The sequence below is a fragment of the Labrys sp. HAY1-8F genome, assembly GCF_056754975.1.
The window spans coordinates 3814118-3837882 of sequence record NZ_JBPGWZ010000002.1; the positions used below are offsets into that span (position 1 = coordinate 3814118).

26 protein-coding genes are annotated in these 23765 nt (G+C 63.4%); 14 read left to right on the forward strand and 12 right to left on the reverse strand.

Annotation, left to right across the window (positions count from 1 at the left end; translation table 11 throughout):
- Positions 1–54: 54 nt before the first annotated feature.
- Complete coding sequence (locus ACR9ZN_RS26640; protein WP_481273606.1) at positions 55–852, forward strand: alpha/beta hydrolase; 798 nt, start codon at positions 55–57, stop codon at positions 850–852.
- 153 nt (positions 853–1005) lie between these two features.
- On the opposite strand, the gene ACR9ZN_RS26645 is transcribed toward ACR9ZN_RS26640, so the two are convergent.
- Positions 1006–1350, reverse strand: a complete 345-nt coding sequence (locus ACR9ZN_RS26645; RefSeq protein WP_481273607.1) for a DUF6428 family protein — start codon at positions 1348–1350, stop codon at positions 1006–1008.
- 106 nt (positions 1351–1456) lie between these two features.
- Between ACR9ZN_RS26645 and ACR9ZN_RS26650 the strand changes: the two genes are divergently transcribed.
- The 4 genes from ACR9ZN_RS26650 to arsH all read left to right on the forward strand — a co-directional run bounded on the left by ACR9ZN_RS26650 (position 1457) and on the right by arsH (position 4519).
- A complete protein-coding gene (locus ACR9ZN_RS26650; RefSeq protein ID WP_481273608.1) occupies positions 1457–1819 on the forward strand; it encodes an ArsR/SmtB family transcription factor in 363 nt (120 codons plus the stop codon).
- A 102-nt stretch (positions 1820–1921) separates the two neighbouring features.
- Positions 1922–2752: an arsenic resistance N-acetyltransferase ArsN2 gene (gene arsN2, locus ACR9ZN_RS26655; RefSeq protein ID WP_481273609.1), complete on the forward strand. Its 831-nt coding sequence runs from the start codon at positions 1922–1924 to the stop codon at positions 2750–2752.
- A 1-nt stretch (position 2753) separates the two neighbouring features.
- The gene (arsB, locus tag ACR9ZN_RS26660; RefSeq protein ID WP_481273610.1) at positions 2754–3806 is read left to right on the forward strand and encodes an ACR3 family arsenite efflux transporter; all 1053 of its coding nucleotides are present in this window, start codon (positions 2754–2756) and stop codon (positions 3804–3806) included.
- Entirely contained in the window at positions 3806–4519 is a 714-nt protein-coding gene (arsH, locus tag ACR9ZN_RS26665) for an arsenical resistance protein ArsH (RefSeq protein ID WP_434959426.1), read from the forward strand. The genes arsB and arsH overlap by 1 nt, the downstream gene beginning before the upstream one ends.
- 58 nt (positions 4520–4577) lie before the next feature.
- On the opposite strand, the gene ACR9ZN_RS26670 is transcribed toward arsH, so the two are convergent.
- The gene (locus tag ACR9ZN_RS26670; protein WP_481273611.1) at positions 4578–5780 is read right to left on the reverse strand and encodes an MFS transporter; all 1203 of its coding nucleotides are present in this window, start codon (positions 5778–5780) and stop codon (positions 4578–4580) included.
- 5 nt (positions 5781–5785) lie between these two features.
- Positions 5786–6139 (reverse strand): antibiotic biosynthesis monooxygenase, encoded by a 354-nt coding sequence (locus tag ACR9ZN_RS26675; RefSeq protein WP_481273612.1) that lies wholly within the window; start codon positions 6137–6139, stop codon positions 5786–5788.
- A gap of 122 nt (positions 6140–6261) precedes the next feature.
- Here ACR9ZN_RS26675 and ACR9ZN_RS26680 point away from each other — a divergent pair, with 122 nt between their 5' ends.
- Complete coding sequence (locus ACR9ZN_RS26680) at positions 6262–7149, forward strand: LysR family transcriptional regulator (protein WP_481273613.1); 888 nt, start codon at positions 6262–6264, stop codon at positions 7147–7149.
- A 39-nt stretch (positions 7150–7188) separates the two neighbouring features.
- Here ACR9ZN_RS26680 and ACR9ZN_RS26685 read toward each other — a convergent pair whose 3' ends face one another.
- Positions 7189–7587, reverse strand: a complete 399-nt coding sequence (locus tag ACR9ZN_RS26685) for a RidA family protein (RefSeq protein WP_454812261.1) — start codon at positions 7585–7587, stop codon at positions 7189–7191.
- Between the two features lie 167 nt (positions 7588–7754).
- On the opposite strand from ACR9ZN_RS26685, the gene ACR9ZN_RS26690 reads away from it, so the two are divergent.
- From ACR9ZN_RS26690 to ACR9ZN_RS26700, 3 genes are all read left to right on the forward strand, one after another.
- Complete coding sequence (locus ACR9ZN_RS26690; RefSeq protein WP_481273614.1) at positions 7755–8345, forward strand: TetR/AcrR family transcriptional regulator; 591 nt, start codon at positions 7755–7757, stop codon at positions 8343–8345.
- A 426-nt stretch (positions 8346–8771) separates the two neighbouring features.
- The gene (locus ACR9ZN_RS26695) at positions 8772–9989 is read left to right on the forward strand and encodes an MFS transporter (RefSeq protein ID WP_481273615.1); all 1218 of its coding nucleotides are present in this window, start codon (positions 8772–8774) and stop codon (positions 9987–9989) included.
- Positions 9990–10178: 189 nt separating this feature from the next.
- Positions 10179–10523, forward strand: a complete 345-nt coding sequence (locus ACR9ZN_RS26700) for a hypothetical protein (protein WP_434959435.1) — start codon at positions 10179–10181, stop codon at positions 10521–10523.
- 37 nt (positions 10524–10560) lie between these two features.
- On the opposite strand, the gene ACR9ZN_RS26705 is transcribed toward ACR9ZN_RS26700, so the two are convergent.
- The 4 genes from ACR9ZN_RS26705 to ACR9ZN_RS26720 all read right to left on the reverse strand — a co-directional run bounded on the left by ACR9ZN_RS26705 (position 10561) and on the right by ACR9ZN_RS26720 (position 13526).
- Complete coding sequence (locus tag ACR9ZN_RS26705; RefSeq protein WP_441773372.1) at positions 10561–11190, reverse strand: LysE family translocator; 630 nt, start codon at positions 11188–11190, stop codon at positions 10561–10563.
- A gap of 64 nt (positions 11191–11254) precedes the next feature.
- Complete coding sequence (locus ACR9ZN_RS26710) at positions 11255–11647, reverse strand: ester cyclase (protein WP_454812269.1); 393 nt, start codon at positions 11645–11647, stop codon at positions 11255–11257.
- Between the two features lie 30 nt (positions 11648–11677).
- Positions 11678–12427: a type I methionyl aminopeptidase gene (map, locus tag ACR9ZN_RS26715; RefSeq protein ID WP_481273616.1), complete on the reverse strand. Its 750-nt coding sequence runs from the start codon at positions 12425–12427 to the stop codon at positions 11678–11680.
- A gap of 205 nt (positions 12428–12632) precedes the next feature.
- Entirely contained in the window at positions 12633–13526 is an 894-nt protein-coding gene (locus ACR9ZN_RS26720) for a transcriptional regulator GcvA (protein WP_481273617.1), read from the reverse strand.
- Positions 13527–13633: 107 nt separating this feature from the next.
- Between ACR9ZN_RS26720 and ACR9ZN_RS26725 the strand changes: the two genes are divergently transcribed.
- The 4 genes from ACR9ZN_RS26725 to ACR9ZN_RS26740 all read left to right on the forward strand — a co-directional run bounded on the left by ACR9ZN_RS26725 (position 13634) and on the right by ACR9ZN_RS26740 (position 17852).
- Entirely contained in the window at positions 13634–14119 is a 486-nt protein-coding gene (locus ACR9ZN_RS26725) for a VOC family protein (RefSeq protein WP_441773368.1), read from the forward strand.
- Between the two features lie 36 nt (positions 14120–14155).
- On the forward strand, positions 14156–14887 hold the full coding sequence (locus tag ACR9ZN_RS26730; RefSeq protein WP_481273618.1) for an SDR family oxidoreductase: 732 nt from the start codon (positions 14156–14158) through the stop codon (positions 14885–14887).
- A 217-nt stretch (positions 14888–15104) separates the two neighbouring features.
- Positions 15105–15986: a 3-hydroxybutyryl-CoA dehydrogenase gene (locus ACR9ZN_RS26735; protein WP_149252375.1), complete on the forward strand. Its 882-nt coding sequence runs from the start codon at positions 15105–15107 to the stop codon at positions 15984–15986.
- Between the two features lie 363 nt (positions 15987–16349).
- Positions 16350–17852 carry a L,D-transpeptidase family protein gene (locus tag ACR9ZN_RS26740; RefSeq protein WP_481273619.1) on the forward strand — a complete coding sequence of 501 codons (1503 nt, stop codon included), beginning with the start codon at positions 16350–16352 and terminating at the stop codon, positions 17850–17852.
- Between the two features lie 211 nt (positions 17853–18063).
- On the opposite strand, the gene ACR9ZN_RS26745 is transcribed toward ACR9ZN_RS26740, so the two are convergent.
- Positions 18064–18795 (reverse strand): FadR/GntR family transcriptional regulator, encoded by a 732-nt coding sequence (locus tag ACR9ZN_RS26745; RefSeq protein ID WP_454812281.1) that lies wholly within the window; start codon positions 18793–18795, stop codon positions 18064–18066.
- A 300-nt stretch (positions 18796–19095) separates the two neighbouring features.
- Between ACR9ZN_RS26745 and ACR9ZN_RS26750 the strand changes: the two genes are divergently transcribed.
- Entirely contained in the window at positions 19096–20130 is a 1035-nt protein-coding gene (locus ACR9ZN_RS26750) for a DUF4424 family protein (RefSeq protein ID WP_481273620.1), read from the forward strand.
- Positions 20131–20258: 128 nt separating this feature from the next.
- Here ACR9ZN_RS26750 and ACR9ZN_RS26755 read toward each other — a convergent pair whose 3' ends face one another.
- The 3 genes from ACR9ZN_RS26755 to ACR9ZN_RS26765 form a co-directional block, all read right to left on the reverse strand.
- Positions 20259–21722, reverse strand: coding sequence for an aldehyde dehydrogenase family protein (locus tag ACR9ZN_RS26755; RefSeq protein WP_481273621.1), 1464 nt, complete (start codon positions 21720–21722; stop codon positions 20259–20261).
- Positions 21723–21809: 87 nt separating this feature from the next.
- Complete coding sequence (locus ACR9ZN_RS26760; RefSeq protein WP_481273622.1) at positions 21810–22769, reverse strand: amidohydrolase family protein; 960 nt, start codon at positions 22767–22769, stop codon at positions 21810–21812.
- A 112-nt stretch (positions 22770–22881) separates the two neighbouring features.
- Positions 22882–23586, reverse strand: coding sequence for a cysteine hydrolase family protein (locus tag ACR9ZN_RS26765; RefSeq protein ID WP_454812289.1), 705 nt, complete (start codon positions 23584–23586; stop codon positions 22882–22884).
- Positions 23587–23765 lie beyond the last annotated feature (179 nt).

Here is a 23765-nt window from a genome sequence, read left to right on the forward strand (position 1 = left end):
CCTACCGGCCCATGGCGAATTGCGCTTCCTGTGCCGTCCTGGGAAGTCTGTCTGGTGTCGAAGTTCCTGATTGTCATCGCCGCCCTGGCCGCGGCGCTCTATCTGGCGGCCTTTGCCGCTTTGGCCTTTGCCCAGCGCTCCTTCGTCTTTCAGCCGAGCGGCGAGGTACTCGCGCCCGCCATCGCCGGTGCCGAAGTCGTCAAGCTGCGCACCGAAGACGGCGAGACGTTGATCGCCTGGCATGTCGCGCCCGCGCCGGGTAAGCCCCTCCTGCTCTATTTCCACGGCAATGGCGGCAATCTCACCTTGCAGACCGAGCTGTTGCAGGCGCTGACCGCCGGCGGCAACGGTTTGATGGCGGTGGAATATCGTGGCTATCCCGGTTCCACCGGTTCGCCCTCCGAGCAGGGGCTGCTGCTCGACGCCGAGGCTGCCTATGCCAAGGTGCTCGCCCTCGGCATCGCGCCCGAGCGCATCGTGGTGGTCGGCCAATCCCTGGGCTCGGGCGTGGCGGTCGCCCTGGCGGCCCGCCACAAGGTGGGGGCAATGGTGCTCGATTCACCCTTCACCTCGGCTCTCGCCGTGGCTTCCCGCCTCTACGGCATGTTCCCGGTGCGCTGGGTGATGCTGGATCCCTTTCCCTCCGACCAGCGCATCGGCCAGGTGAAGGTGCCGCTGCTCGTCGTCCACGGCACTGCCGACGGCGTCATTCCCTTCGAGTTCGGCAAGGCTCTCTATGAACTCGCTAACCAGCCCAAGACCTTCGTGCCCGTGGAAGGGGCCGGCCATCTCAGCCTCGGCTATGCCCTGCCCGAGGTGCGGGCATGGATCGACGCCGCAATGGCGCGCTGAGGGGGGGATTCCTCTTCCAGACATGACCGGACCTAGCAGCATCCTTACCGTACCGTCTTCGAAGGCGTGCAGCAGGCGGATTGACCAGCTTGCTGCTGCGATCTGTACGTGGGTTTGCAAATCGCCGGCCGGGCGCCAAGCGCCAGGACGATGCTATCCTCCGACCCGCATGCTGTTTACATCGAACACCTGCATCGCCGCGCCGGGCGGGCCGATCTCGAAAGTGAGGCGCGCATCGGGGTCCAGGGGGAGATGCCGATCGACCTGCCGGAGGATGTTCCGGAACTTTTCGACGACCAGAAACTCGTGAGTGCCGGCAGGGGCGAGATCTTCGGCCAGTAGGATCGTTTCGCGCCAGGCATCGGGGTTGCCACCGCAATCCAAGGTGACGAAAGAGCCCGCCTTGACCTCGGTCACATGGTAGCCGGGCCGTACCATCCTCTCGCCATAGTGCAGTACCAGCGCCTTGCCGGCATGCGGCTCGAGGGCGGCAAGCACATGTCCCAGTGAGGCATCGCCGCCAAATTCGATCGTCAGGGGCTAGCGGTCGCGTTCACGTTGTTGTATTGAATATTTCAATGACTCTTGAGATATTGAGATAAAGATGGACGAAAAGCAAGCCCTCGATGCCTTCGCCGCCCTTTCGCAGGAAACCAGGCTTCGAATCGTCCGGCTGCTGGTGACGGCTGGACCGGACGGCATGGCGGCCGGGGTGATCGGCGAGGCTATGGATGGGGCTTCCTCCTCGCGCATGTCGTTCCACCTCAGTCACCTAGAACAGGCCGGCTTGGTCGAATCGCGCCGGGAAGGGCGCTCGATCCTCTATAGCGCCGCCTATCCCGCCCTCGCCGGCCTGATCGAATTCCTGATGCGCGATTGCTGCCAGGGGCATCCGGAAGTCTGCAATCCCGCCGTCGCCGCGCTTTCCGCCTGCTGCGCCCCTCGAAAGGAAAACACCCATGCCTGATCCGCATGCGCCTTCGCCGGCGCGCAGCGCGTTTTCGCTTGCCGAGATCGGTCAATCCAAGGGGGCAACCTCGCCCCGCAACTGCGCGGCGTGAACGCCGACATGGATATCGTCATCTATCACAACCCCGATTGCGGCACCTCGCGCAATACGTTGGCGCTGATCCGGCAGGGGGGTATCGAGCCCCATGTCATCGAATATCTGAAGACGCCGCCTTCGCGCACTTTGCTGGCCCAGCTCGTCGCGCGCATGGGCATTGGCGTCCGGGACCTCGTCCGGCAAAAGGGCACGCCCTATGCCGAGCTCGGATTGGAGGCTCCGGATCTGACGGACGCCCAACTCCTGGATGCGATGATGGCGCATCCGCTGCTGATCAACCGCCCCATCGTCGTCAGCCCGTTGGGCGTGAAGCTCTGCCGCCCTTCCGATGTCGTGCTCGATCTGCTTCCGCCAGCAGCCATGCCGTCAAGCATGCAAAAGGAAGACGGGGCGCCCTTCCTGAAGGACGTACCGGTCGATCCGAGCGATCCGGTTCTCATCGCTGCCCTGCGGGCGGAAGACCTCCCCGTCGACGATCTTGCCGAGACGGGCCGCATTTTCTTTGGCTACCGAACGCTCGACGGTCAACTCGTCGGATTTGGTGGCTATGAGCTTCTGGGCGCCGATGCGCTGATCCGATCCGTGGTGGTCTCGCCGGAGCTGAGGAGAGCCCGGATCGGCCGCAACATCGTGCCCTTGCTGTTGTTCCGAGCCCATGAGGCCGGCGCAAAGCGTGCCTGGCTTTTGACGACGTCGGCGTCCGATTTCTTCTCGCGCCTCGGCTTCAAGCCGGTGGAGCGGGCCGAAGCACCCACCGCCGTCCTGGCGACGCGCCAGGCCTCATCCCTCTGCCCGGCCAGCGCCATCCTGATGCGCCGCGAGATCAGCTTCTGACATGTCCACATTCGAACGTTATCTGACGCTTTGGGTCGCCCTTTGCATCCTCGCCGGCATCGCGCTCGGCCATATGATGCCGGCAGCCTTTCAGGCGATCGGCGCTGCCGAAATCGCCAAGGTCAATCTGCCGGTCGCCGTGCTGATCTGGCTGATGGTCATCCCGATGCTGCTGAAGATCGACTTTGCCGCCTTGCGCGAAGTCGGCCGGCATTGGCGCGGCATCGGGGTGACCCTGTTCATCAACTGGGCCATCAAGCCCTTCTCCATGGCGCTGCTCGGCTGGCTGTTCGTCGGCTGGCTGTTCCGGTCCTCTCTGCCTGCCACGCAGATCGACAGCTATATCGCCGGGTTGATCATCCTCGCCGCCGCGCCTTGCACCGCCATGGTGTTCGTCTGGTCGAACCTGACCAGAGGCGAGCCGCATTTCACCTTGAGCCAGGTTGCGCTCAACGATGCGATCATGGTTATCGCCTTCGCGCCGATCGTCGGCCTGCTGCTGGGGCTCTCGGCAATCACGGTGCCGTGGGGCACGCTCGTCCTGTCGGTCGGGCTCTACATCGTCATTCCCGTGCTCGTGGCGCAGGGGCTGCGTCGTCGTCTGCTGGCCGCCGGCGGCCAGGCGGCCCTGGACCATCTGCTCGCCCGCCTCGGCCCCGTCTCCCTGCTGGCACTGCTGGCGACCCTGGTGCTGCTCTTCGGTTTCCAGGGCGAGCAGATCATCGCGCAGCCTCTGGTGATCGCGCTCCTTGCCGTGCCGATCCTCATCCAGGTCTATTTCAATGCAGGGCTTGCCTATCTGCTCAACCGCGTTGCCGGCGAACGGCATTGCGTCGCCGGCCCCTCGGCCCTGATCGGGGCATCCAACTTCTTCGAGCTTGCCGTCGCCGCCGCGATCAGCCTGTTCGGCTTCCACTCGGGAGCAGCCCTGGCCACCGTGGTCGGCGTGCTGATCGAAGTGCCGGTGATGCTGTCCGTCGTCTGGATCGTGAACCGGTCCAAGGATTGGTATGAGCGCGGTTCTGCCGTAGCCGCCGCCGAAGGACGCCGCTGATGATCGAGGATCTCCCGAATATCACGCCCGATTGCCTGCGGATCCCTTCGCTCGATCGCCTGCGGCCGAAGGCCTCGACACACCCGCCGCGCATATTGCTGCTCTATGGCTCGCTGCGGGAACGTTCCTACAGCAAGCTGCTGACCCTGGAAGCGGAACGGCTTCTCAAGCATTTTGGGGCGGAAACCCGCATCTTCGATCCTCTTGACCTGCCGCTTCCCGATGCCGCACCGGCAGACCATCCCAAGGTACGCGAATTGCGGGAGCTCTCGGAATGGTCGGAGGGGCAGGTCTGGTGCAGCCCCGAGCGTCATGGCGCCATGACCGGCATCATGAAGGCACAGATCGACTGGATCCCGCTGGCGATCGGGGCGGTGCGGCCGACCCAGGGCAAGACGCTGGCGCTGATGCAGGTCTCTGGCGGCTCGCAATCCTTCAATGCCCTCAACCAGATGCGCGTGCTCGGCCGCTGGATGCGGATGATCACCATCCCCAACCAGTCCTCGGTGGCCAGGGCCTATGAAGAGTTCACGCCCGGCGGGCGGATGAAAGCCTCATCCTATTACGAGCGTGTCGTCGACGTGATGGAGGAACTGGTCAAGTTCACCCTGCTGACGCGTGATGCCTCGGACTATCTCACAGACCGCTACAGCGAGCGGAGGGAAGAGCACGAAGCTCTCGAGGCCCGTCTGAAGCTGGCGCAAGTGCGATGACCGGAACCCCACGCCAGCCGCTTCCTCCGAAGCTACCGGCTTCATGTCGTGGCGAGCGCTACGACGACGGAAAGCCGGGCCGCCGCGCTGACCAGGTGACCAACAGGCAGGGAATGAGAAGCGCGAGCAGGGCCGGAGGGAAGCTGTCGGCGCCGGCCTGGTCGAGCAACAGGCCGCCGAGCAATCCTCCGCCTGCAATCGCCAGGTTCCAGGCGGTGACGAGCATCGACTGGGCGATGTCGGTGGCGTCACCGGCTGCGTGGGCGAGTGCTGTCTGGAACAAGGTCGCCGCCCCGCCGAACGCCAGGCCCCAGATGGCGACGGCGGCGTAGACGAAGGGGGCGGAAGCCGGCCACAGCCCCAGCATTGCCGCAGCCAGGACAAAGAGAGCGCTGGAGAGCAGAGCCAAGGCCCTCGGCTTGCGATCGATGAAGGCACCGACGATCCAGATTCCGACAAGCGAGAACAGGCCGAAGGCGAGCAGGATAGCATCGACCTGGTCCGCCAGGGCTGCCAGGCGGAGGAAGGGTGCGATATAGGTGTAGAGGAGATTGTGGGCGAGCACGAAGGCCAGCGTGGCGAACAGGATCGGTCGCACGCCCGCCATGGCCAGCACCGCAGTGAGGGAGGACCGCCTTGCCTCTGCCTGTCCCGGGAAGTCGGGCAGCTTCATCGAAATCCAGACGATCAACAGGGCCGCGATGGCGCTGAGCACACCGAAGCAAGGGCCCCAACCAATGGCCTTGCCGAGGAAGGTGGCGGCGGGAACCCCGATCGACAGTGCCACAGGCGTGCCGATCATGGCGATCGCGATCGCCTTTCCCTTCTGGTGGTCGGGCACCAGGCGTGCGGCATAGCCGGCAAGCAGCGCCCAAAGCAGGCCCGCCGAGGTGCCTGCCAGGAATCGGGCTACCATGGTCAGTCCGTAGAAAGGCGAGATCGCCGTGACGCTGTTGGCGAGGGCGAAACCGGCGATGGCAAACAGCAGCAAGGGACGGCGGCGCAGGCGCTGCGTCGCGCTCGTCAGCGGTATGGCGGCCAGCAACGATCCGAGCGCGTAGATCGTGATCATCTGGCCGGCATAGGATTGTGAAACAGAGAGGCTGCCCGCGATCTCGGGCAGAAGCCCCGCCGGCAGGGCTTCCGTCAGGATGGTGATGAAACCGGCGAGGGCCAGGGCGATCAAGGCCGGTAGCGGGAGACTGCCCCCGCCGGCCAGTGCCCGATCGGGTACGGGCCTGCCCGATGTCGAATGCGTCATGGCGATCAGGCGGCCGCGCGCTTCGGCAAGACAAGGTCGCCGACGGTGTAAGTGTGAAACTCGCTGCTGGAGACCTCGTCGAGCTTACGGAACTTTGCCACGAAGACGGGGTCGGAGAAGAACTCCTCGACATTGCCGGCGCCCTGGATCGCCTCGATGTTGACGACCGTCAGTCCGTCGGCGCTTTTGGCCAGGGTGCTCCACAGGAAGCCTTCCTTGCGTTCGGCCACATAATGCACCACGTCCTGGATGACCGCGAAGGCCTCCTCCTGCTTGCCGGGACTGGCGTGAATGACGTTGACGATGAAGGTCGTCGGCGTGGGGGAGGCCGTGAAGGCGGCGGGTGATTTGATATCCATGATGGTCTCCGATGAGGTGCGGCAAGCTGGCCGCAGCGACATCTGGATATCGGTGGCGAAATAGCGGATAAACGGGCCGGTATTCACATCAAATCGGAAAATTATTCCGCAATCGTCAGGTCATGGATAAGCTCGGCACCCTCGGTATCTTCATCCAGGTCGCGGAGGCCGGCAGTTTCGTGGCGGCGGGACAGCGCCTGGGTCTGTCGGGCTCGGCTATCGGCAAGGCTATCGCGCGGCTCGAGGAAGAGATGGGCGTGCGCCTGTTTCACCGTTCGACCCGCAGCATGGCCTTGACCGAAGAGGGCAGCTTCTTTCTCGACACCTGCCGGCGCATCCAGTCCGATTTCGAAGCGGCGCAGGCGCAATTGTCCCGAGCGCAGGCGACGCCGCGTGGGCAGTTGCGCGTAAGCCTGCCACTCGCCGGCATGCTCTTGATGCCGACGATCGCCGCCTTCATGGCTGAATATCCCGAGATCAATCTCGACCTCGACTTCACCGACCGGCTGGTCGACGTCATCGAGGAAGGCTTCGATGCGGTGATCCGGACGGGTGAGGTCAGGGATACCCGCCTGATGAGCCGCAAGCTCGGAACCTTCAAGCACCGGATCGTCGCGGCGCCCGCCTATCTCGCTGCCCATGGCGTGCCGACAGCGCCGGAAGACCTGCTCGGCCACCGTTGCCTTCACCATCGCTACGCCAATTCGGGCAGGCTCGAACCCTGGCCACTGGTGCGGGACGGGCGAGAACTCAAGCTCGACCTGCCCCAGACCACGGTGGCGAGCACGCTGGAGCCTCTGATCTACCTGGCCGAGCGCGCCTTCGGCATTACCTGCCTGCCGCCCTTCGCCGTCGCATTGGAACTGGCGCAAGGCAGCCTGGTGTCGCTGCTGGAAGAGCATCTGGCCGAGGCCGGCACCTTCCGCGTGCTGTGGCCGACCAATCGCTATCTCTCCCCGAAAGTGCGGGTTTTCGTCGACTATATGACCGCGAACCTGTTTGCGGCCTGATCGCCGCTATCGCAGGATGGCGCCAAATCGCAAGACGCGTCAGGCCTCTTCGGGAATGCGGGCGATGACCTTGATCTCGAAGTCGAAACCCGCCAGCCAGTTCACGCCGATTGCCGTCCAGTTCGGGTAGGGCGGCCGGTCGAAGATCTGGTTCTTGACCGCCATGATGGTTTCGAACTGGTTTTTGGGATCGGTGTGGAAGGTGGTCACGTCGACGATGTCGTCGAAACCGCAGCCCGCCGCCTTCAGCGTTGCCTGCAGATTGTCGAAGGCCAATTGCACCTGGCGCTTGAAGTCGGGCTCCGGCGTACCGTCTGCACGGCTGCCGACCTGGCCCGAAACGAACAGAAGGCCGCCCGATCGGATCGCCGCCGAATAGCCATGTGCCTCGTAGAGGGCATGCCGATCTGCCGGGAAAACTGCCTCACGCTGTGCCATTTTTCAGTCCTCTTCTTTTCATGATCCGCTGACCTGCGGTGCCTCGATCGGCAAACCGCAGGGCTTCACATGGCCCTGTCGCATTTGATATACGTTCCGTATTTGGATCTATGGATATACGCGCTGTATGTCAACCTAGATACGTCGCGTATATGAAGGGGACTGAGATGGTTGCCAGAAGCCGGGCCGAGACGATGGAGAAGAATCGCGCCAAGTTGATTACGGCCGCGCGCAGGGCTTTCGCGAAAACCGGCTATGCTGCGGCCTCGATGGATGAACTGACGGCCGAGGTCGGACTGACGCGTGGGGCGCTCTACCACAATTTCGGCGACAAGCGTGGGCTTCTGGCGGCCGTGGTCAACCAGATCGACGCCGAGATGGCGGAGCGCGCACATGAGGCCGCTGCCCTTGCCCAGGACGAATGGGAAGGCCTTCTGATCGAGGGCGTGGCCTATATCGAGATGGCGCTCGATCCCGAGGTACAGCGCATCGTTCTGCGCGACGGGCCGGCTGTCCTTGGCGATCCCTCGCAATGGCCCAGCCAGAACAATTGCCTGCAGGCGACCAAACGAACCGTCGAGCGCCTCATCGGGCAGGGCATCATGAAGCCGGTGGATGCCGAGGCCGCGGCCCGGCTCTTGAGCGCGTCCGCGCTCAATGCGGCCTTGTGGATCGCGGCGAGCGAGGAGCCCGAGAAGGTCTTGCCGAAGGCCGTGGAGACTTTCCGCGCCCTGGCGACGGGCTTGCGCCGTCCCTAGAACTATTTCCCACTCATCCTGGAATATCGCCGGATTTGTTACTCCCACCTCCTTGACCGCCAATGGCAGGGTCGGGCTCACCGGTCGAGGACAAGGATCGGTCGAATGGGAGGCTTGCGACGACGAATCCGGTCTGAGGTGGCGGCAGGGGGAGAGTGATCAGTTCGCTCCTCATTCGCTATGCCCGGTTTGCACTTGGCGAATATTCTGATAGCATTTTGCAACCAGAATATTTTTGCAACCGCATGTCGGAGTATCAGTTGCTCGTGCGTCCTTGAGGTATCGCCGCGGTGGCCTGGAGCAGGCCTTGTTCAGATTTGAATGCTCGTTTGCTCCGGCACCTCGTTTCACGACGTCTTTGCGTTTCCTGCCGCCGTGCGGCAGAGCGCGAGACGCGATGGCCCGCGGCACAGGAACGGGTGGACCATGATGGACAAGAATTCCTATCGTTGGGTGATCGTCGCCGCGGGCGGCTTGCTTGGATGCATTGCGATCGGCGCGATGTTTTCGCTGCCGGTTTTCCTCAAACCCATGTCGGCGGAGACCGGCTGGTCGGTGACCGGCATTTCCACTGCCATGACCTTCGGCTTCCTGGCGATGGCGCTGGCCAGCATGGTCTGGGGCGGCCTGTCCGACCGCTTTGGCCCGCGTCCGGTGGTGCTGGCCGGTTCGATCGGCCTCGTCGCCAGCCTGGCGCTGGCCAGCCAGGCCGGATCGCTGATCGAATTCCAGCTCGTCTTCGGCGTACTGGTAGGGGCGGCGACTGCCGCGATGTTCGCACCGATGATGGCCTGCGTTACCGGCTGGTTCGACACGCAGCGCAGCCTCGCCGTGTCGCTGGTCTCGGCCGGCATGGGCATGGCGCCGATGACGATGGCGCCGCTCGCCGCATGGCTGGTAACGAAGTATGACTGGCGCACCTCGATGCTGATTCTGGCCGGCATTGCCGCCGCCACCATGATTCCTGCCTCGCTGTTCCTACGGCGGCCGCCTGCGCTCATCGAGGGCAATGAGGCGGCACTGGCCGACGAGCCGCAATCGGATATGACTGTGCGCCAGGCAGTGCGCTCGCCGCAGTTCATCGTGCTGATGCTGGCCAATTTCTTCTGCTGCGCCACGCATTCCGGGCCGATCTTCCACACGGTGAGCTATGCGGTGACCTGCGGCATCCCGATGATCGCCGCCGTCACCATCTACAGTGTCGAGGGCCTGGCAGGCATGTTCGGGCGCATCGGCTTCGGCTTGATGGGCGATCGTTTCGGCGCCCAGCGCATGCTGGTGATCGGGCTTTTCGCCCAGGCGTTCGGCGTGCTGTTCTATGCCTTTGCCAACCAGCTTGGCCAGTTCTACGCCGTGGCCATGGTGGTGGGCTTCATCTATGCCGGTGTGATGCCGCTCTATGCCGTGATCGTGCGCGAGAACTTCCCGCTCAAGATGATGGGCACCATCATCGGCGGCACGGCGATGGCCGGCAGCCTGGGCATGTCACTCGGCCCGCTGCTGGGAGGCATGATCTACGACCACTTCAATACCTATATGTGGCTCTATGTCGGCTCCTGGGGCATGGGCATCGCGGCCACGCTGATCTCCCTGACCTTCCGGCCTTTCTCCAAGACAAGGGAGCAATTGGCTCCTGCCGAGTGAGGGATCTTCGATACCGCGCCGACGTCAGGGGACCCTGCGGCTCCCTGAGCACGCCGGCGCCCGCATGCTACTTGGCTGCCATCATAGGGGGTGTGGCGGAATTTCATCCATTGAGGAAGTCCTTGATCCAAGGCGTAACAACGTTACCAATCCGATTGACGAGAAAAAGCAAAACCGGAGGTCATCTCCATGCCGTTACTCACGAAGTGGAAGACACCCCTTCTCGTGACGGCAGTCTCGACCGCCTTCCTGGCCTCGTGGGTCGTCCTCTCGCCCTATAGATCCGCCTGCACCACTGAGGTCGTGGAGGCGGAACAGGCCATGCATGCTTCGGATCGGGAGTTGAGAGCCGTCAGCGCGAATGACAAAGGGGCTATCTGCCAAGTCTACCGGCGGCGTGTCGAGATGCTGAAAACAGCGGCTCCCGTGATGCGGCGGTGTGGGACGGCTCAGCTGAATCCCGATGCCGACTGGTCGGCACGGGTGACCGAACTCGGCTTCTATCAGGGGCTCGTCGCGCAGCAATGCGGCTGAGCCCGCCCGGTTTGCGCGATCAACGCCGCGGCCCTTGCTAGCCCCTCTGCAAGGCGAGATGGACGCCCATGCCGACCAGGATTGCCCCGCCCACGCGGCGCATCAGCCGCTGCACGCCGGAGGAGCGCTTGAGCCGGCCGATGATCACGGCGGCCAGCATGACGACGACGATATCGACGAGCCCGAACAGGATATTGGCGACCGTGCCCAAGATGGCAAATTGCAGCCAGAGCGGGAAAGATGCGGCGCCGTCGACGAATTGCGGCAGGAAGGCCAGGAAAAACAGCGCGGTCTTCGGGTTGAGCACCTCGACGGTGATGCTCTGCGCGAAGGCCTGGCGGGCCGAGCGAGTGCCGCCGATCGTCCCGCCATCCGCACTTTGCCGCGCCCGGAACAAGGTGATGCCGAGCCAGATCAGATAGAGGGCGCCGGCGAGCTTGACGCCGGCATAGACGATGGGCACCGCATGGAACAGCACCGACAGGCCTGCGGCTGCTGCGGCGACATGGGCATAGGCACCCAGATGCAGGCCGAGCGCTGCCATCAGCCCGGCCTGCCGCCCACCCGCCATGGTTCTGGCCGCCGCATAGAGCATGGAGGGACCCGGCAGCACGGAAAACAAGGCCGTCGTGACGATGAAGGCGAGCAACACGTCAAAGGAGGGCATATCGGGGTCTTCCATCGGCTGCGGGATCTGGAGGCGACCATAGCACCCGATATCGGCCCTGTCGTCAGCGCCCGAGCTGGGCCTCGATCGCGGCTTTGTCGATTACAGACCATACCGAGACGATCTTTTCGGCCTTGAAGGCGTAGAATACGTTTTCCGTGAACGCGACCTTGCGTCCATCGAGCTCCAGGCCGAGGAACCCCGGCTTCGGCGTGCAGTCGAAGGCGAGCCGGGCCGCCACAAGGGGTGGTTCGCAGACCAGGAACTCGATGTGGAAGGCGAGGTCGGGAATGTCCTCGAAATCCTTGACGAGCATGCCGCGATAGCCTGACAGCCCCAGCCGCCGGCCATTGTGCACGACCTCCTCATCGACATGGCGTCCGAGCTCGCTCCAGTCCTGCCGGTTGAGGCAAGCGATATAGGCGCGATAGAGGTCGGCGAGAGTTGTAGATTCCATCGTGCTTGCTCCGCGCATGGCGCCGGGGTGTCACGCCGGCAGCGTGAGGACGAGCGGCCCGGTGCGGGTCGCCACCACCGTATGTTCATATTGCACGGTTGGGGCGCGGGGTTCGCTGAACAGTGTCCAGGCATCCTCGCCATCCGCCGCCCATTCCGCGCCCAAAGAGAGGAACGGCTCCACCGTGAACACCAGGCCTTCCTGCATCTTCCGGCGCTCGGAGCGATCGGGCCAGGTCGCGAGTTCCTTGGGCTCCTCATGCAGGGACCGGCCGACGCCGTGGCTGGCGAGATTGCGCACCAGCGTATAGCGGTTCTTGCGGGCGAATTCGCCGATGGCATTGCCGATATTGGCGAGCGGCAGGCCGGTGCCCACCTGGCGGATACCCGTCCACATCGCCCGCTTGCCGTCCCTGAGGAGACGCTGGGCCGCCTTGGAAACGGGCTCCACCGCAAAGGACGCGCCGGTATCGGCGAAGAAGCCGTCCTTCTCGGCGGAGACATCGATATTGACGAGATCGCCCGGCTCGATCCGGCGCTGGCCGGGTATGCCGTGGGCGATCTCCTCGTTCACGCTGATGCAGGTCGCGCCGGGAAAACCGTAGCAGAGCTCAGGTGCGGAGCGGGCGCCTTCCTGCTCGAGGAGCCTGCGGCCGATCACGTCGAGCTCCGCCGTGGTCATGCCCGGTTCGAGTGCCGCTCCCATCGCCGCCAGCGTATTGGCGACGATGCGGCCGATCTCCTTCAGCTTGAGCAATTCGTCTTCGTTCGAAATCGTCATGATATGCCGTGCGTTCTCAAAGAATTTGAACAAGAGGAAGTGCGGTGGACCGGCGTCCCCGCTTCCCTCCGCCGGAAAGCGAAGGCAGGCAGAGGGCCGTTAGCCTTCCCTATTTCGCCGCTCGCTCCGCGCGCATCGCCGTCCCGAGACTTCTCAGCCGTAAATATTGCACGCAAGACCTCGGCTGCAAGGGGCGAGGCCTTCATCAATCGGGCGGCGGCGCCATCTCCGCAAAGAGCCAGTCGCGAAAGGCCTTCACCTTGCGCTGGCGGATGGCGTCGGGGGGATAGACGACATAGAAACTGGAGAGGGATCTGAGGGCGTGTGTGAACGGGCGTACCAGGCGTCCGGCGGCGAGATCGGCGGCGACCAGCATGGTTCGGCCGAGCACCACGCCTTCGCCCTGCGCGGCAGACTCGACGGCAAAGGAATAGGAATCGAAGGTGAGGCCGCCATGCGGGTCCACGCCCTCAATCCCGGCGCTGGAAAGCCAGCTTGCCCAATCGATCGGAAAACCGTCATGGATCAGCGTGTGGTGCCTGAGGTCCTCGGGGCGGCGTAGCGGATGCTTCCCCTCCAGCAGTCTCGGGCTGCAGACGGGAAAGACTTCCTCGTCGGTGAGGAATTCCGAAGTGAGCCCCGGATAGGTGCCGCTGCCATAGCGGACGGCAATGTCGATGCCGTCGCCCAGGAAATTGGTGAGCCTGCCGGTGGTCGAAACCCGCACGTCGATATCGCCGTTTGCGCGGTGAAAACGATAGAGGCGCGGCACCAGCCATCGCCCCGCAAAGCCGTCGGAGGTGCTGACGTTCAGGGTCGAGCTCGACTGGTGGGCCGTCGCCGCAGCGGTGGCCATCCCCAATTGGTCGAGCATGTCGCGAACCGCCCGTGCATAGGGTTCACCGACAGCGGTCAGGCGCACCGAACGGCTCGTGCGCTCGAACAGGAGGACGCCGAGCCGGTCCTCGAGATGCTTGATCGCCCGGCTGACGGCTCCATGGGTGACATTGAGCTCTTCCGCCGCCCTGGAGAAACTCAGATGCCGGGCTGCGGCCTCGAAACTCGGCAGGGCATGGAGGGGTGGAAGTTTGCGGGGCATGGCATGTGTGAGTTTTGATCACAGATATATGCCAAGTTTTGGTTTGTGTGTCGATAGTATACTGCTCAAAATGGCTATGATTTGTGATGAATCCTCACGAGGACAACATGGCCACGATCCATCCCTTTCTCTGGTTCAACCTGAACGCTCGAGAGGCCCGGGACTTCTATCTGTCGGTCTTCAAGAATGCCAAGGCGCTTGGGGACACCGAGTTCACCGACTGGGTCGCAGGCACGAACAAGACGGTTCCGCACGCCACCTTCGATTTCGAACTCGAAGGGCTGCACCTGACGGCACTGAATGCCGGGCGGATGCCCGCCTTCAATGAAAGGCTCTCGCTCTATATCGAGACCTCCGACCAGGCCGAGACCGACTATTACTACAGGGCGCTCACGGCTGATGGCGGCTCCGAGAAGCCCTGCGGCTGGCTGACGGACAAATATGGCGTCTACTGGCAGGTCATTCCCGAGGTCACGCTGCGGCTGATGGCCGATCCCGACCGCGAGAAGGCGGATCGGGTCAGGCAGGCCTTATACAAGATGACCAAGATCGTCGTCGCCGATCTCGAAGCGGCCTATGCCGGCCGGGCTTAACTCATTCCCATGACCGTAGAGAACCGGAGGTTTCCCATGGCAGCGCTCACGGGCCAGAAGATCATCGTCGTCGGCGGCAGTTCCGGCATCGGCCTCGGCGTCGCGAAGGCGTCCCTCGAGAGCGGTGCGGAGGTGTTGATCGTCGGCCGCTCGCCCGGCAGGCTGCAGGCCGCGGAGCGAAGCCTCGATGCAGGCCGGCGCGTGCGAAGCTTTGCCGCTGACATGACAGACGAAGCCGGTCTTGCCCGGCTCTTCCAGGAGGCCGGCGCTTTCGATCACCTGGTGTCGACGGCCGGAACGCCGCCACCGGGCGATCCCATCGGGCGCACCGACATGGAGACGGTGCGGTGTTTCGTCGACAACAAGCTGATCGGCGCCATCATGCTGGTCAAGCACGCCGTGGCCACCCTGAGGCGGGGCGGTTCCATGACCTTCACCTCCGGAATCAACAAGGACCGGCCGCCGGTTCCCGGCGGCGCGGTCGTTTCGGCGATCGCTGGCTCCTTCGGCTTTTTCGCCCGCGCCCTGGCGCTGGAACTGGCGCCGACACGCGTGAATATCGTCTCGCCCGGCTGGGTGGATACGCCGATGTGGGACGAGATCGTCGGGGAGGCCAAATCGGACTTCTTCGCCGGCATGGCCGGCCGCCTGCCGGTGGGCAGGATCGCGAAGCCCGCTGATATTGCCCCCGCTTATCTCTATTTGATGGAGAGCGCCTTCACGACGGGCGAGACCATCCATATTGATGGCGGGCAGGGCCTGATCTAGACAAAATCACGGTTCCATCGAGCTGCCTTTTTCCCGGCCCCTCGTTTTGTGGTATTCTACCGGGAGTTCAGGCCGCATGGGGAGGCGCTCCTGCTCGCAAGGTGCCAACACCCGAATGCGACCATTTCGACCGACAGGCGTGCATGAAAGCTGCGAGTGCGGTCTTCCCACGCGCCGATTGCCTCGATAAGATCGGGCAAATGGCAGGGAACTTGAAATGACGGTGGATATCAGGACGGTTGGGATTGTGGGCGCCGGGCAAATGGGCAGCGGCATCGCGCATGTCGCCGCTCTGGCCGGGTTGAACGTGGTGCTCAACGACGTATCGGAAGATCGGGTCAACAATGGCCTGGCCACCGTCAATGGCAATCTCAAGCGTCAGGTTTCCAAGGGTTTCATCACGCAGGCCCAGAACGACGAGGCACTTTCCCGCATCAAGGCCGAACCCAATGTGGAGGGCCTCGGCGTCTGCGATCTGGTGATCGAAGCAGCCACCGAGAACGAGGCGGTCAAGGTCAAGATCTATGGCGGCGTCTGCCCGCATCTGAAGCCGGAAGCGATCCTCGCCACCAACACGTCGTCGATTTCGATCACGCGGCTGGCGGCGGCCACCGACCGGCCGGAGCGCTTTATCGGCATTCATTTCATGAATCCGGTGCCGGTGATGCAACTGGTCGAGATCATCCGCGGCATCGCCACGGATGACGGCACGTTCGAATCCGCCAAGGCCTTCATCACCAAGCTCGATCGCCAGGTGGCGGTGGCCGAGGACTTCCCGGCCTTCATCGTCAACCGCATCCTGCTGCCGATGATCAACGAGGCGATCTACACGCTCTATGAGGGCGTCGGCACGGTCGAATCCATCGACATGGCGATGCGGCTCGGTGCCAATCATCCGATGGGCCCGCTGCAACTTGCCGATTTCATCGGCCTCGACACCTGCCTGTCGATCATGCAGGTCCTGCATGAGGGGCTGGCCGATTCCAAATACCGGCCTTGCCCGTTGCTGGTGAAATATGTCGAAGCCGGCTGGCTTGGCCGCAAGGTCAAGCGCGGCTTCTACGATTATCGTGGCGAAAAGCCGGTCGCCACCCGCTGACTGCACGCCCGCATTTCCCAATTCAAAAGAAGGCTGCCTTCTCTCCCAAGGGAGGAGGCAGTCTTTTTTGTCATGGCCAAGGGAATCGGCCAGGGGAATATCGCGGGGAGGAGGCCTTCGATCGGCATATCTTCTTGTTAACTCGATCAGGCTATGAAGACGCTCTGCCCTTTTGAGGCCAAAACTTCGGACTATGGTCGGAGCGCATAGTGCTGATGTGGTTAATCGGACACGCCGTCCGACAATCGTGCGGCAAGACTGTGGCGGCCATACCGCGCGGCCCGGCCGCGTGATAGAGGGCTGCCTATGATCCCTTTTTGTGCCGGACCTTACGTTTCGGCAACCAGCGTGGAAGTTCCTGCTATGAAGCAGCCTACCCCCCTTGTTCTGGCCGCCGTTTCCGTTTTGGCCCTGGTTCTGGCCTCGCCAGCACTGGCACAGGACGCCACCCCGCCCACGGCCGACATTCCGGTTACCGCGCCGGCGGCACCTGCTGCTCCCGAAGCTCCAGTTGTCACTCCCGAGGCACCCCAGCCCGCCAGCCCCGCTCCGGCTCCGGCCGCGCAGGCTGCTCCCGAACCGGCAGCTCCCGCACCGGCGACGGCTGCGACCCCCGATGCTGCCGCTCCCGCGGCTCCGACGGCCCCTGCTGCGGCCGACGCCGCACCCGCGGTGCCCGCCGCCACGCCCGCCAAGCCCAAGGTCGCCAAGAAGCCGGTCCCGGCCGGGCCTTCCTACGCCGCCTCGACTCCGATCAAGATTCCGGCCACGCCCTGGTCCTCGATGCCGACCTTCGATGCCGGCTCGCTCGACCGTCTCAATGGCCTGTCGCAATATTATGCCCAGATTGCCCGCAATGGCGGCTTCCCGGCCGCCCCGCCCGTGGGTCTCTCCGCCGGCGCAACGGGCAGTGCCGTGCAGGCGCTGCGCCAGCGCCTGGTGATGGAGAAGGATCTGCCGGAAACCGAGCGCGACAACCCCAAATGGGACGCTGGGCTCACCGCCGCCGTCAACCGCTTCCAGCAGCGCTACGGCCTGCAGGCCACCGGCAAGATCGACGAGCGCACCCGGGCCCAGATGGCGGTTCCCGTGCAGCATCGCCTGGTCCAGATCGGCCACAACATGGAACGCGTCGGCGCGCGCTTCATCGATTTCAACCGCCGCTATGTGGTGGTGAACATCCCGAGTGCCCAGGTCGAGGCCATCGAGAATGGCGAGGTGGCGCGCCGCTACATCGCCGTGGTCGGCCGCCCGCAGAACCCCTCGCCCGAGGTCGACGCCACCATCAGCGCCATCAATTTCAACCCGACCTGGACCGTGCCGCAATCCATCATCAAGAAGGAAATCGGCCCGCATATGGTGCGCGATCCTTCCTATCTCGCGCGCCAGAGGATGTCGGTGATCGATGGCTCAGGCCGCACAGTAGATCCCAAGTCCATCGATTGGTCGAGCGGCAAGGCCGCCAATTATACTGTCCGGCAGGCCTATGGTGCCGGCAATTCGCTCGGCCAGTTGCGCATCCAGATGCCGAATTCGGATTCGGTCTATATGCATGACACGCCCTCCAAGCGCCTGTTCGGCTCGGTCGATCGCTTCTTTTCGCATGGCTGCGTGCGCGTGCAGGGCGTGAACGATCTCGCCGCCTGGCTGCTCGGCTCGGGTTGGGACGCCAAGCGCGTCGGCCAGGAAATCGCCACCGGTGCCCGCAAGGACCAGGTCATTCCGGACCGCGTACCGGTGCATTGGGTCTACATGACCGCCTATGTCACGCCTGACGGTACCGCCCATTTCCGGCCGGACATCTATAATCTCGACTTCGGCTCGGCCTCGCGCGTCGCCGATGCGCAGGTGGTCAATCCTTACTGATCGGACAGGTCACCGGATCAATGAAAAGACGCGACCCGCCTTCTCCTGCAGTGGAGGAGGCGGGTCGCGTCTTTTCCAGACCGTCCTATACCAAGAGGCATTGAAAATGACTCGTGGTTCCACCCCGCAGTTTTCGCCAAATCTTTGATTTGGCGTCGGAAATCGCGGTGTACTCAAGTCTCGTATGCGTCAGCATATTCGAAACTCGATATTATTCCTTGTCATCTACCGCGGCGCTTTCCGCGTCCATCTCGGAGCGGTCGAGTAGGGCGATCATCGCCTTGCGGGCGCCGTCGGCATCGCTGGCGAGAATAGGTTCGGCCACCGCCCGGTGCATCGGCACCGTATAGGCCAGCAGCACGTTGCCGGCGCGCGAGACCTTGAAGGACACCGCGAGCGAGGCCTCGATTGCCGGCTGGAAGGCGGCCAGCAGCATGTTGTTGGTGGCCTGCATGATGGCGCGGTGGAAGGCGAGGTCCGCGTCGATCGAAAGCTGGATGTCGGTGGCATTGGCCATCGCCTCGAAGCTTTGGGCGATGGCGGCCCGCTGCTCCGGCGAGGCACGCAAGGCGGCGAGGGCCGCCGCCTCCGGCTCGATCATGCGGCGCAGCTCGAACAGGTCCTTGACGAAGCTCTTGGTGGCGCCGCCTGAGGTCTGCCAGACCAGCACGTCGACATCGAGCCGGTTCCAATTGGCGTGGGGCTGCACGATGGTGCCACGGCGCGGGGTGGAGGAGAGCAGGCCCTTGCCGGCCAGGAGCTTGATGGCCTCGCGCAGCGAGGCGCGGGAGACGTCGAGTTCGCGCGAGAGGTCGGCCTCCGTCGGCAGCGCCATGCCAACCGCCCATTCTCCGGCAACGATGCGCTGACCGATCAGCGCGGCCGCCTGGCTGTGGCGGGTTTGTGTTGCACCGGAGCGAGAGCGGCTTGCGCTGCGTGCCATCGACGACCCCTTGTTTTGTTCGAAACAGACTTTGACCGATTTGTCGGTATGATTATCCGCCGAAGCCCGACGTTTCATGTTCCCCAATCTATTTGTTGCATTCCTCCTACCATACAGCCAAGCCCTAAGATTGTTCCGCTGAGCTTAGCCACAAGATAGAGTCGCAAAGATTAGAAAGACTGTGATCACGATTACCGGGCGTAAACAGTCCGTGGCGCGGTGAGGTGACGTTGTGTCCGGTGTAGTGACGCCTATAAGCTCGCCGCGCTTGTTTGATATTATTGCCGTAAGGAGTCGACCGTGCCCCGTTTCATTCCGGCCATTGCCGTTCTTGCCGCCCTGCTGGCTTCGCCTGCGCGGGCCGACGACACCATGGCCTCCCTCGATGCGGGCGGGCTGGTGCTCACCAAGACCGACAAGATCGCTCTGGTCTCGGAAGATCTCTACCTCTCGATCAAGGCGGTGAAGATCTCCTATCGCTTCCGCAATCTCACCAATGCCGACTACGAAGCCCTGGTGGCCTTTCCGATGCCGGACATTTCCGGGCAAGGACCGGCCGGCATCACCGACATTCCAGATCCCAGCAGCGACAATTTCCTGAAATTCACCACCAAGGTCGACGGCAAGGCGGTCGACTCCCAGTTGGAGCAGCGCGTCTTCCTGCTGGGATCGGAGGGCAAACCCGAGGTCGAAGTCACCGACAGGCTGAAGGCACTCAAGCTTCCGCTGCTGCCGACCGTGGAAGCGACCGAGAAGGCCATCAACGCCCTCAGCGAAGCCGACCGCAAGGCGCTCGTCGATGCCGGTATCGTCTATCAGGACAGCTACAATGACGACAAGGGCGAACGTCAGGTCTATTATCCATCCTGGACCCTGCGCTCGAAATTCTGGCGCAAGCAGGTGTTCCCGGCCGGCAAGGACGTGATCGTCCAGCAGGACTACGTGCCCAGCCATGGCGGCGTCTCGTCCCTGCTATTCGGCTCGCCCGATCTCGATGCCGAGCAGCGAAAGTCCTACCAGAAGGATTTCTGCACCGATGCGGCTTTCACCAAGGCGGCGGCAGCGCTGCGCAAGCGCGCCTTGGCCGACGAGGGCAAGACCTTCGCCAGCTATGAGCAATATCTGGCCTATGTCATCACCTCGGGCGGTAATTGGGCCGGCCCGATCGGCGATTTTCGCCTGGTGGTCGATAAGGGCGATCCTAAGACGCTGGTGTCCTTCTGCGGCGAAGGCGTGAAGAAGATCGGCCCGACCACGTTCGAGATGGTGGTGAAGAATTACGTGCCCAAGACCGACATCAAGGTGCTGCTCCTGGTGAGCGAAGAGCACAAATGAGGTGATATCGCCAAGCGAGGCGCCGGCTACGATCACCTTACCAAGCTTGACCCTTTCCTCTCTCTAATATGCGGGGAGAGGGTAAAGACAGGGTGTCGCAACCATCGGATCGGCTCGGGCAGGCCGTTTCAGGCGGTCGTGGCGTAGTTGTAGGCGATTTGCTTGATTTCGGTGAAATCGTCGATCGCGCCGACTCCACCCAGCCGTCCAAGGCCGCTGGCCTTGAAGCCACCTTCCTCGAATTCGACGACATGATTGGCCCAGTTGTTGATCGATACGAGCCCGGCATCGAGCTTGCGCGAAACACGGAACAACCTGTCCGCATTGCTGCTCCAGACGCAGGCGCTCAGGCCGAATTCGGTGTCGTTGGCAAGCTCGATGGCCTCTTCTTCGCTATCGAAAAGCTGGAGCGTCTGCACCGGCCCGAATACTTCCATCTGCACGATCTCGAGCCTGGAATTGGGAACCTCGAGAAGGCAGGGGCGATAGAACGCGCCCTTGGCGAGCGGCCCATCGGCGACGGGGCCGCCTCTCAGGATGACCTTTGCGCCCGCGGCGATCGCCTCCTTGACGATCCCGTCAACGCGTGAAACCGAGGCCTTGTCGATCAACGGGCCCATGTCGCTCGAGGCGCTGGCGGCGGGACCCAGCCTTACCGCCTCGAGGCTGCGGGCCAGCCTGTCGCGTAGCTGGTCGGCAATGTTACGCTGGACCAGAATCCGGCTGCCGGTCATGCAGAACTGTCCGGCGAACACCGTCGATGACTTGGTGAGGATGGGCAGGAGCCTGTCGAGATCGACATCGTCGAAGATGAGGTGCGGCGTCTTGCCCCCAAGCTCCAGATTGATCCGCTTCAAGCTCGCCGAAGCCGTCTGGGCGATGGCTCGGCCCGTATGGGTGCTCCCGGTATAGCTGATGGCGCGGACCTTGGCGGATTCCACCAGGAGCTTCGCGCCCGCCGCTCCCGACTCGATGAAGATATTGACGCTGCCTTGGGGAAGGTCCGGTACCGACGCCAGGATGTCAGCCATGAGGGCGGCGGTCTGTGCCGCCTTGTGGGGCATCTTCACGACCGCTGTGCACCCGGCCGCCAAAGCTGGCCCCAGGGCGCGGATGGCGAGATAGGCGGGTGAATTCCACGGGATGATCAGCCCTGCCACGCCGATCGGCTGACGCAGGCTGACGACGCTTCTGCCCGGGCTCGGGTCCAGCGCCCTGCCGAAGCTCTGGGTCGCCAGGCCGGCCACGAAGCGCAGGGCCCGCACGATCAGTTCCGCCTCGAATCTTGCCTCGGCCCTGACCTTGCCGTTTTCCAGGCAGAGGGTGTCGATCACCTCGTCGAGCCGCGTGGCATAGGCATCGGCTAGGTGAGACAAGGCCGCGGCGCGCCGGTTGGGATCGCCTGTCCAGGTCTGGTCGCCAAGTGCTTTTTCCGCAGCCCGGATGGCCGCCTCCGCCTCCTCCAGCCCACCGTCCAGATAGGTGCCGATGACATCGCCCGTTGCCGGGTCGATGCTCTCGGCCTCCGAGCCAGTCGCAACCCACTCGCCGTCAATCCAATGTCGCGCCGGGGTGCGGAAATGTCCGTTCATAATGATTGCTCCAAATGAGGTTCAATATATTTCGAGTGGAAGTGCGGGCGTCGGCGTATCGCCGCACGCCCCGATGAGGGCGCCGCGTCATGATGCCTTTTCGGGGGGCCCGAACTTTGGAAACAGCAGGCGCGCCGAGCCATGCAGGACGGCCTCCCGTTCGGACGGCCCCAGCAGCGGCGAACCAGAGACGCTGGCAAGGCACAGTTCGGCTGCGGCCATGCCCGCCCATGGGAGGTCGGAACCGAACAGCAGTTGCGTAGGGCCCACCAGGGCAAGCAAGGCCGCGAGGGGTTCGGGCGCCGCCGTGAAGGCCGTTTCGTAATAGAAATGGCTGAGATAATGCCGAACCGGATGGGCAAGCTCGATACGGGAATTGCGCTGCCCGATGTCGAGGCGGGAGGAGAGGAAGGGTATCGCCCCGCCGCCATGGGCCAGGATGATGGGAATACCGGGATATCGGTCGAGCGTGCCGCTGTAGATGAGATGCATGACGGCCCGGGTCGTGTTCACCGCAAATTCGAGAATCCAGGGCTGATAGGACAGGGGCGCGTCATAGTCCGGCTTGGTCGGGTGGATGAAGAGCGGAAGCCGCCGGCGTGAAAGTTCGGCAAGGAGCGGCTCGAAGTGCCGGTCGCCTAGATAGAGGCCATCGTAATTGGTCAGGATCGCTACGCCGTCGAGACGGAGTTCGTCGATGGCATAGCGAAGCTCGGCAAGGGCATCGCCGATGGCTGGCAGCGGCAGTACCGCCAGGCCCCGCACGCGCCCGTTCATTTCGGCGACGAGCGAGGCGAGATATTCGTTGGACTGCCGGATGTGTTCTCGCCGGAAGCCTTCATCCCCTATTGCAACGCCGGGCCCGGCAAAGGAGAGCATGCTTGCGGCAATGGCGTGCTCGTCCATTTGCGCCAGCATTATGTCGGGCGTCCACAGCAGGGCCGGGTCGGCGAGCGATTGTCCGCCGAGCTGGGCAACGCCAATCCGCGCCAGATTGGCAAGATACCATTCCGGCAGCGGATGCCGGTGGATGTCGATTATCCGCATCCCCCCGTCGACGGGCAATGGTGCCTGGCTCAAAATCCGGGAGCTCGCGATATCGGATGATCCACTCATGTTGCAAAGCAAGGCCGGGAACCGACCGGGTCTTCAGGCTCGCTCAGCGTGCGCCGCTGAGCTGCCGAAGCAGGTCGGACGACTGCGAAACCCAGCCGAACCGGGTCGCGATCACCTTCTGGGACGCAGCATGAAATTCTTCGCCGAGGGCTTCACCCATGCAATCGGCCAGCAATACGGAGGTATAATCCCTGAAACTTGCATCCCGGAGCGTGGATTCCACGCAGACGCTCGTGGTCGTTCCTGTAAGGAAGAGCGTGTCGACGCCGAGCGCTCTCAATTGTTCGTCGAGGTCAGTGGCATAGAATCCGCTGAAACGGTTCTTGTAGACGATGAGGTCGGTAGGCTCGGGCTTCAATTCGTCCACGACCTTGGTATTCCAGGTGTTGCGGATGTGAATCCTTCCCTTCGATCCGTCCGGGGCAATGATCTCCTTGCCGATATTGAGATCCTTGTTCAGCAGCCAGTTCCTGCTGCGCGGGCCGCCGGCATCGGACAGGTCGGGTAGAAAACCATGGACGAGATAGACGACATGCATTCCGGCGCGCCTGGCTCCGGCCAGCAGCCTTGCGATGGGGGGAATGGTGTCGCGTGCCAGGCCGATGTCATGGCCGGCCAGATCGAACATGCCGCCCTTGCTGCAGAAGTCATTCTGCATGTCGACGACGATGACGGCGCTTTTCGTCGGGTCGAAGGAAATCGGCGCCGGTGTTGCGTCGAGATGAACCGTGGAACCGGTAGCGGACATTTGCAGGGTACCTTTTGATGTTTGTCCGCCGCGAGGCGGGTTATCCTGCGGGATATCTAGCTACGGCCCGCGGGAGCGCGGAAGGTCGGCCGGTCGAACACGGTGTTCGCGCAGATAAGACAGTGGTCTGGCTATGCTGCGCACGGGAGAGGGCGTTCCCACGCCTGCCTGTTCGTCCG

What these genes read in the sequence shown, in the direction of transcription:
- ACR9ZN_RS26650 (WP_481273608.1), top strand. Translation starts at nt 1,457, where the DNA reads ATGGACGAAAAGCAAGCCCTCGATGCCTTCGCCGCCCTTTCGCAGGAA.
- arsN2 (WP_481273609.1), top strand. Translation starts at nt 1,922, where the DNA reads ATGGATATCGTCATCTATCACAACCCCGATTGCGGCACCTCGCGCAAT.
- arsB (WP_481273610.1), top strand. Translation starts at nt 2,754, where the DNA reads ATGTCCACATTCGAACGTTATCTGACGCTTTGGGTCGCCCTTTGCATC.
- arsH (WP_434959426.1), top strand. Translation starts at nt 3,806, where the DNA reads ATGATCGAGGATCTCCCGAATATCACGCCCGATTGCCTGCGGATCCCT.
- ACR9ZN_RS26670 (WP_481273611.1), bottom strand. Translation starts at nt 5,780, where the DNA reads ATGACGCATTCGACATCGGGCAGGCCCGTACCCGATCGGGCACTGGCC.
- ACR9ZN_RS26675 (WP_481273612.1), bottom strand. Translation starts at nt 6,139, where the DNA reads ATGGATATCAAATCACCCGCCGCCTTCACGGCCTCCCCCACGCCGACG.
- ACR9ZN_RS26680 (WP_481273613.1), top strand. Translation starts at nt 6,262, where the DNA reads ATGGATAAGCTCGGCACCCTCGGTATCTTCATCCAGGTCGCGGAGGCC.
- ACR9ZN_RS26685 (WP_454812261.1), bottom strand. Translation starts at nt 7,587, where the DNA reads ATGGCACAGCGTGAGGCAGTTTTCCCGGCAGATCGGCATGCCCTCTAC.
- ACR9ZN_RS26690 (WP_481273614.1), top strand. Translation starts at nt 7,755, where the DNA reads ATGGTTGCCAGAAGCCGGGCCGAGACGATGGAGAAGAATCGCGCCAAG.
- ACR9ZN_RS26695 (WP_481273615.1), top strand. Translation starts at nt 8,772, where the DNA reads ATGATGGACAAGAATTCCTATCGTTGGGTGATCGTCGCCGCGGGCGGC.
- ACR9ZN_RS26700 (WP_434959435.1), top strand. Translation starts at nt 10,179, where the DNA reads ATGCCGTTACTCACGAAGTGGAAGACACCCCTTCTCGTGACGGCAGTC.
- ACR9ZN_RS26705 (WP_441773372.1), bottom strand. Translation starts at nt 11,190, where the DNA reads ATGCCCTCCTTTGACGTGTTGCTCGCCTTCATCGTCACGACGGCCTTG.
- ACR9ZN_RS26710 (WP_454812269.1), bottom strand. Translation starts at nt 11,647, where the DNA reads ATGGAATCTACAACTCTCGCCGACCTCTATCGCGCCTATATCGCTTGC.
- map (WP_481273616.1), bottom strand. Translation starts at nt 12,427, where the DNA reads ATGACGATTTCGAACGAAGACGAATTGCTCAAGCTGAAGGAGATCGGC.
- ACR9ZN_RS26720 (WP_481273617.1), bottom strand. Translation starts at nt 13,526, where the DNA reads ATGCCCCGCAAACTTCCACCCCTCCATGCCCTGCCGAGTTTCGAGGCC.
- ACR9ZN_RS26725 (WP_441773368.1), top strand. Translation starts at nt 13,634, where the DNA reads ATGGCCACGATCCATCCCTTTCTCTGGTTCAACCTGAACGCTCGAGAG.
- ACR9ZN_RS26730 (WP_481273618.1), top strand. Translation starts at nt 14,156, where the DNA reads ATGGCAGCGCTCACGGGCCAGAAGATCATCGTCGTCGGCGGCAGTTCC.
- ACR9ZN_RS26735 (WP_149252375.1), top strand. Translation starts at nt 15,105, where the DNA reads ATGACGGTGGATATCAGGACGGTTGGGATTGTGGGCGCCGGGCAAATG.
- ACR9ZN_RS26740 (WP_481273619.1), top strand. Translation starts at nt 16,350, where the DNA reads ATGAAGCAGCCTACCCCCCTTGTTCTGGCCGCCGTTTCCGTTTTGGCC.
- ACR9ZN_RS26745 (WP_454812281.1), bottom strand. Translation starts at nt 18,795, where the DNA reads ATGGCACGCAGCGCAAGCCGCTCTCGCTCCGGTGCAACACAAACCCGC.
- ACR9ZN_RS26755 (WP_481273621.1), bottom strand. Translation starts at nt 21,722, where the DNA reads ATGAACGGACATTTCCGCACCCCGGCGCGACATTGGATTGACGGCGAG.
- ACR9ZN_RS26760 (WP_481273622.1), bottom strand. Translation starts at nt 22,769, where the DNA reads ATGCGGATAATCGACATCCACCGGCATCCGCTGCCGGAATGGTATCTT.
- ACR9ZN_RS26765 (WP_454812289.1), bottom strand. Translation starts at nt 23,586, where the DNA reads ATGTCCGCTACCGGTTCCACGGTTCATCTCGACGCAACACCGGCGCCG.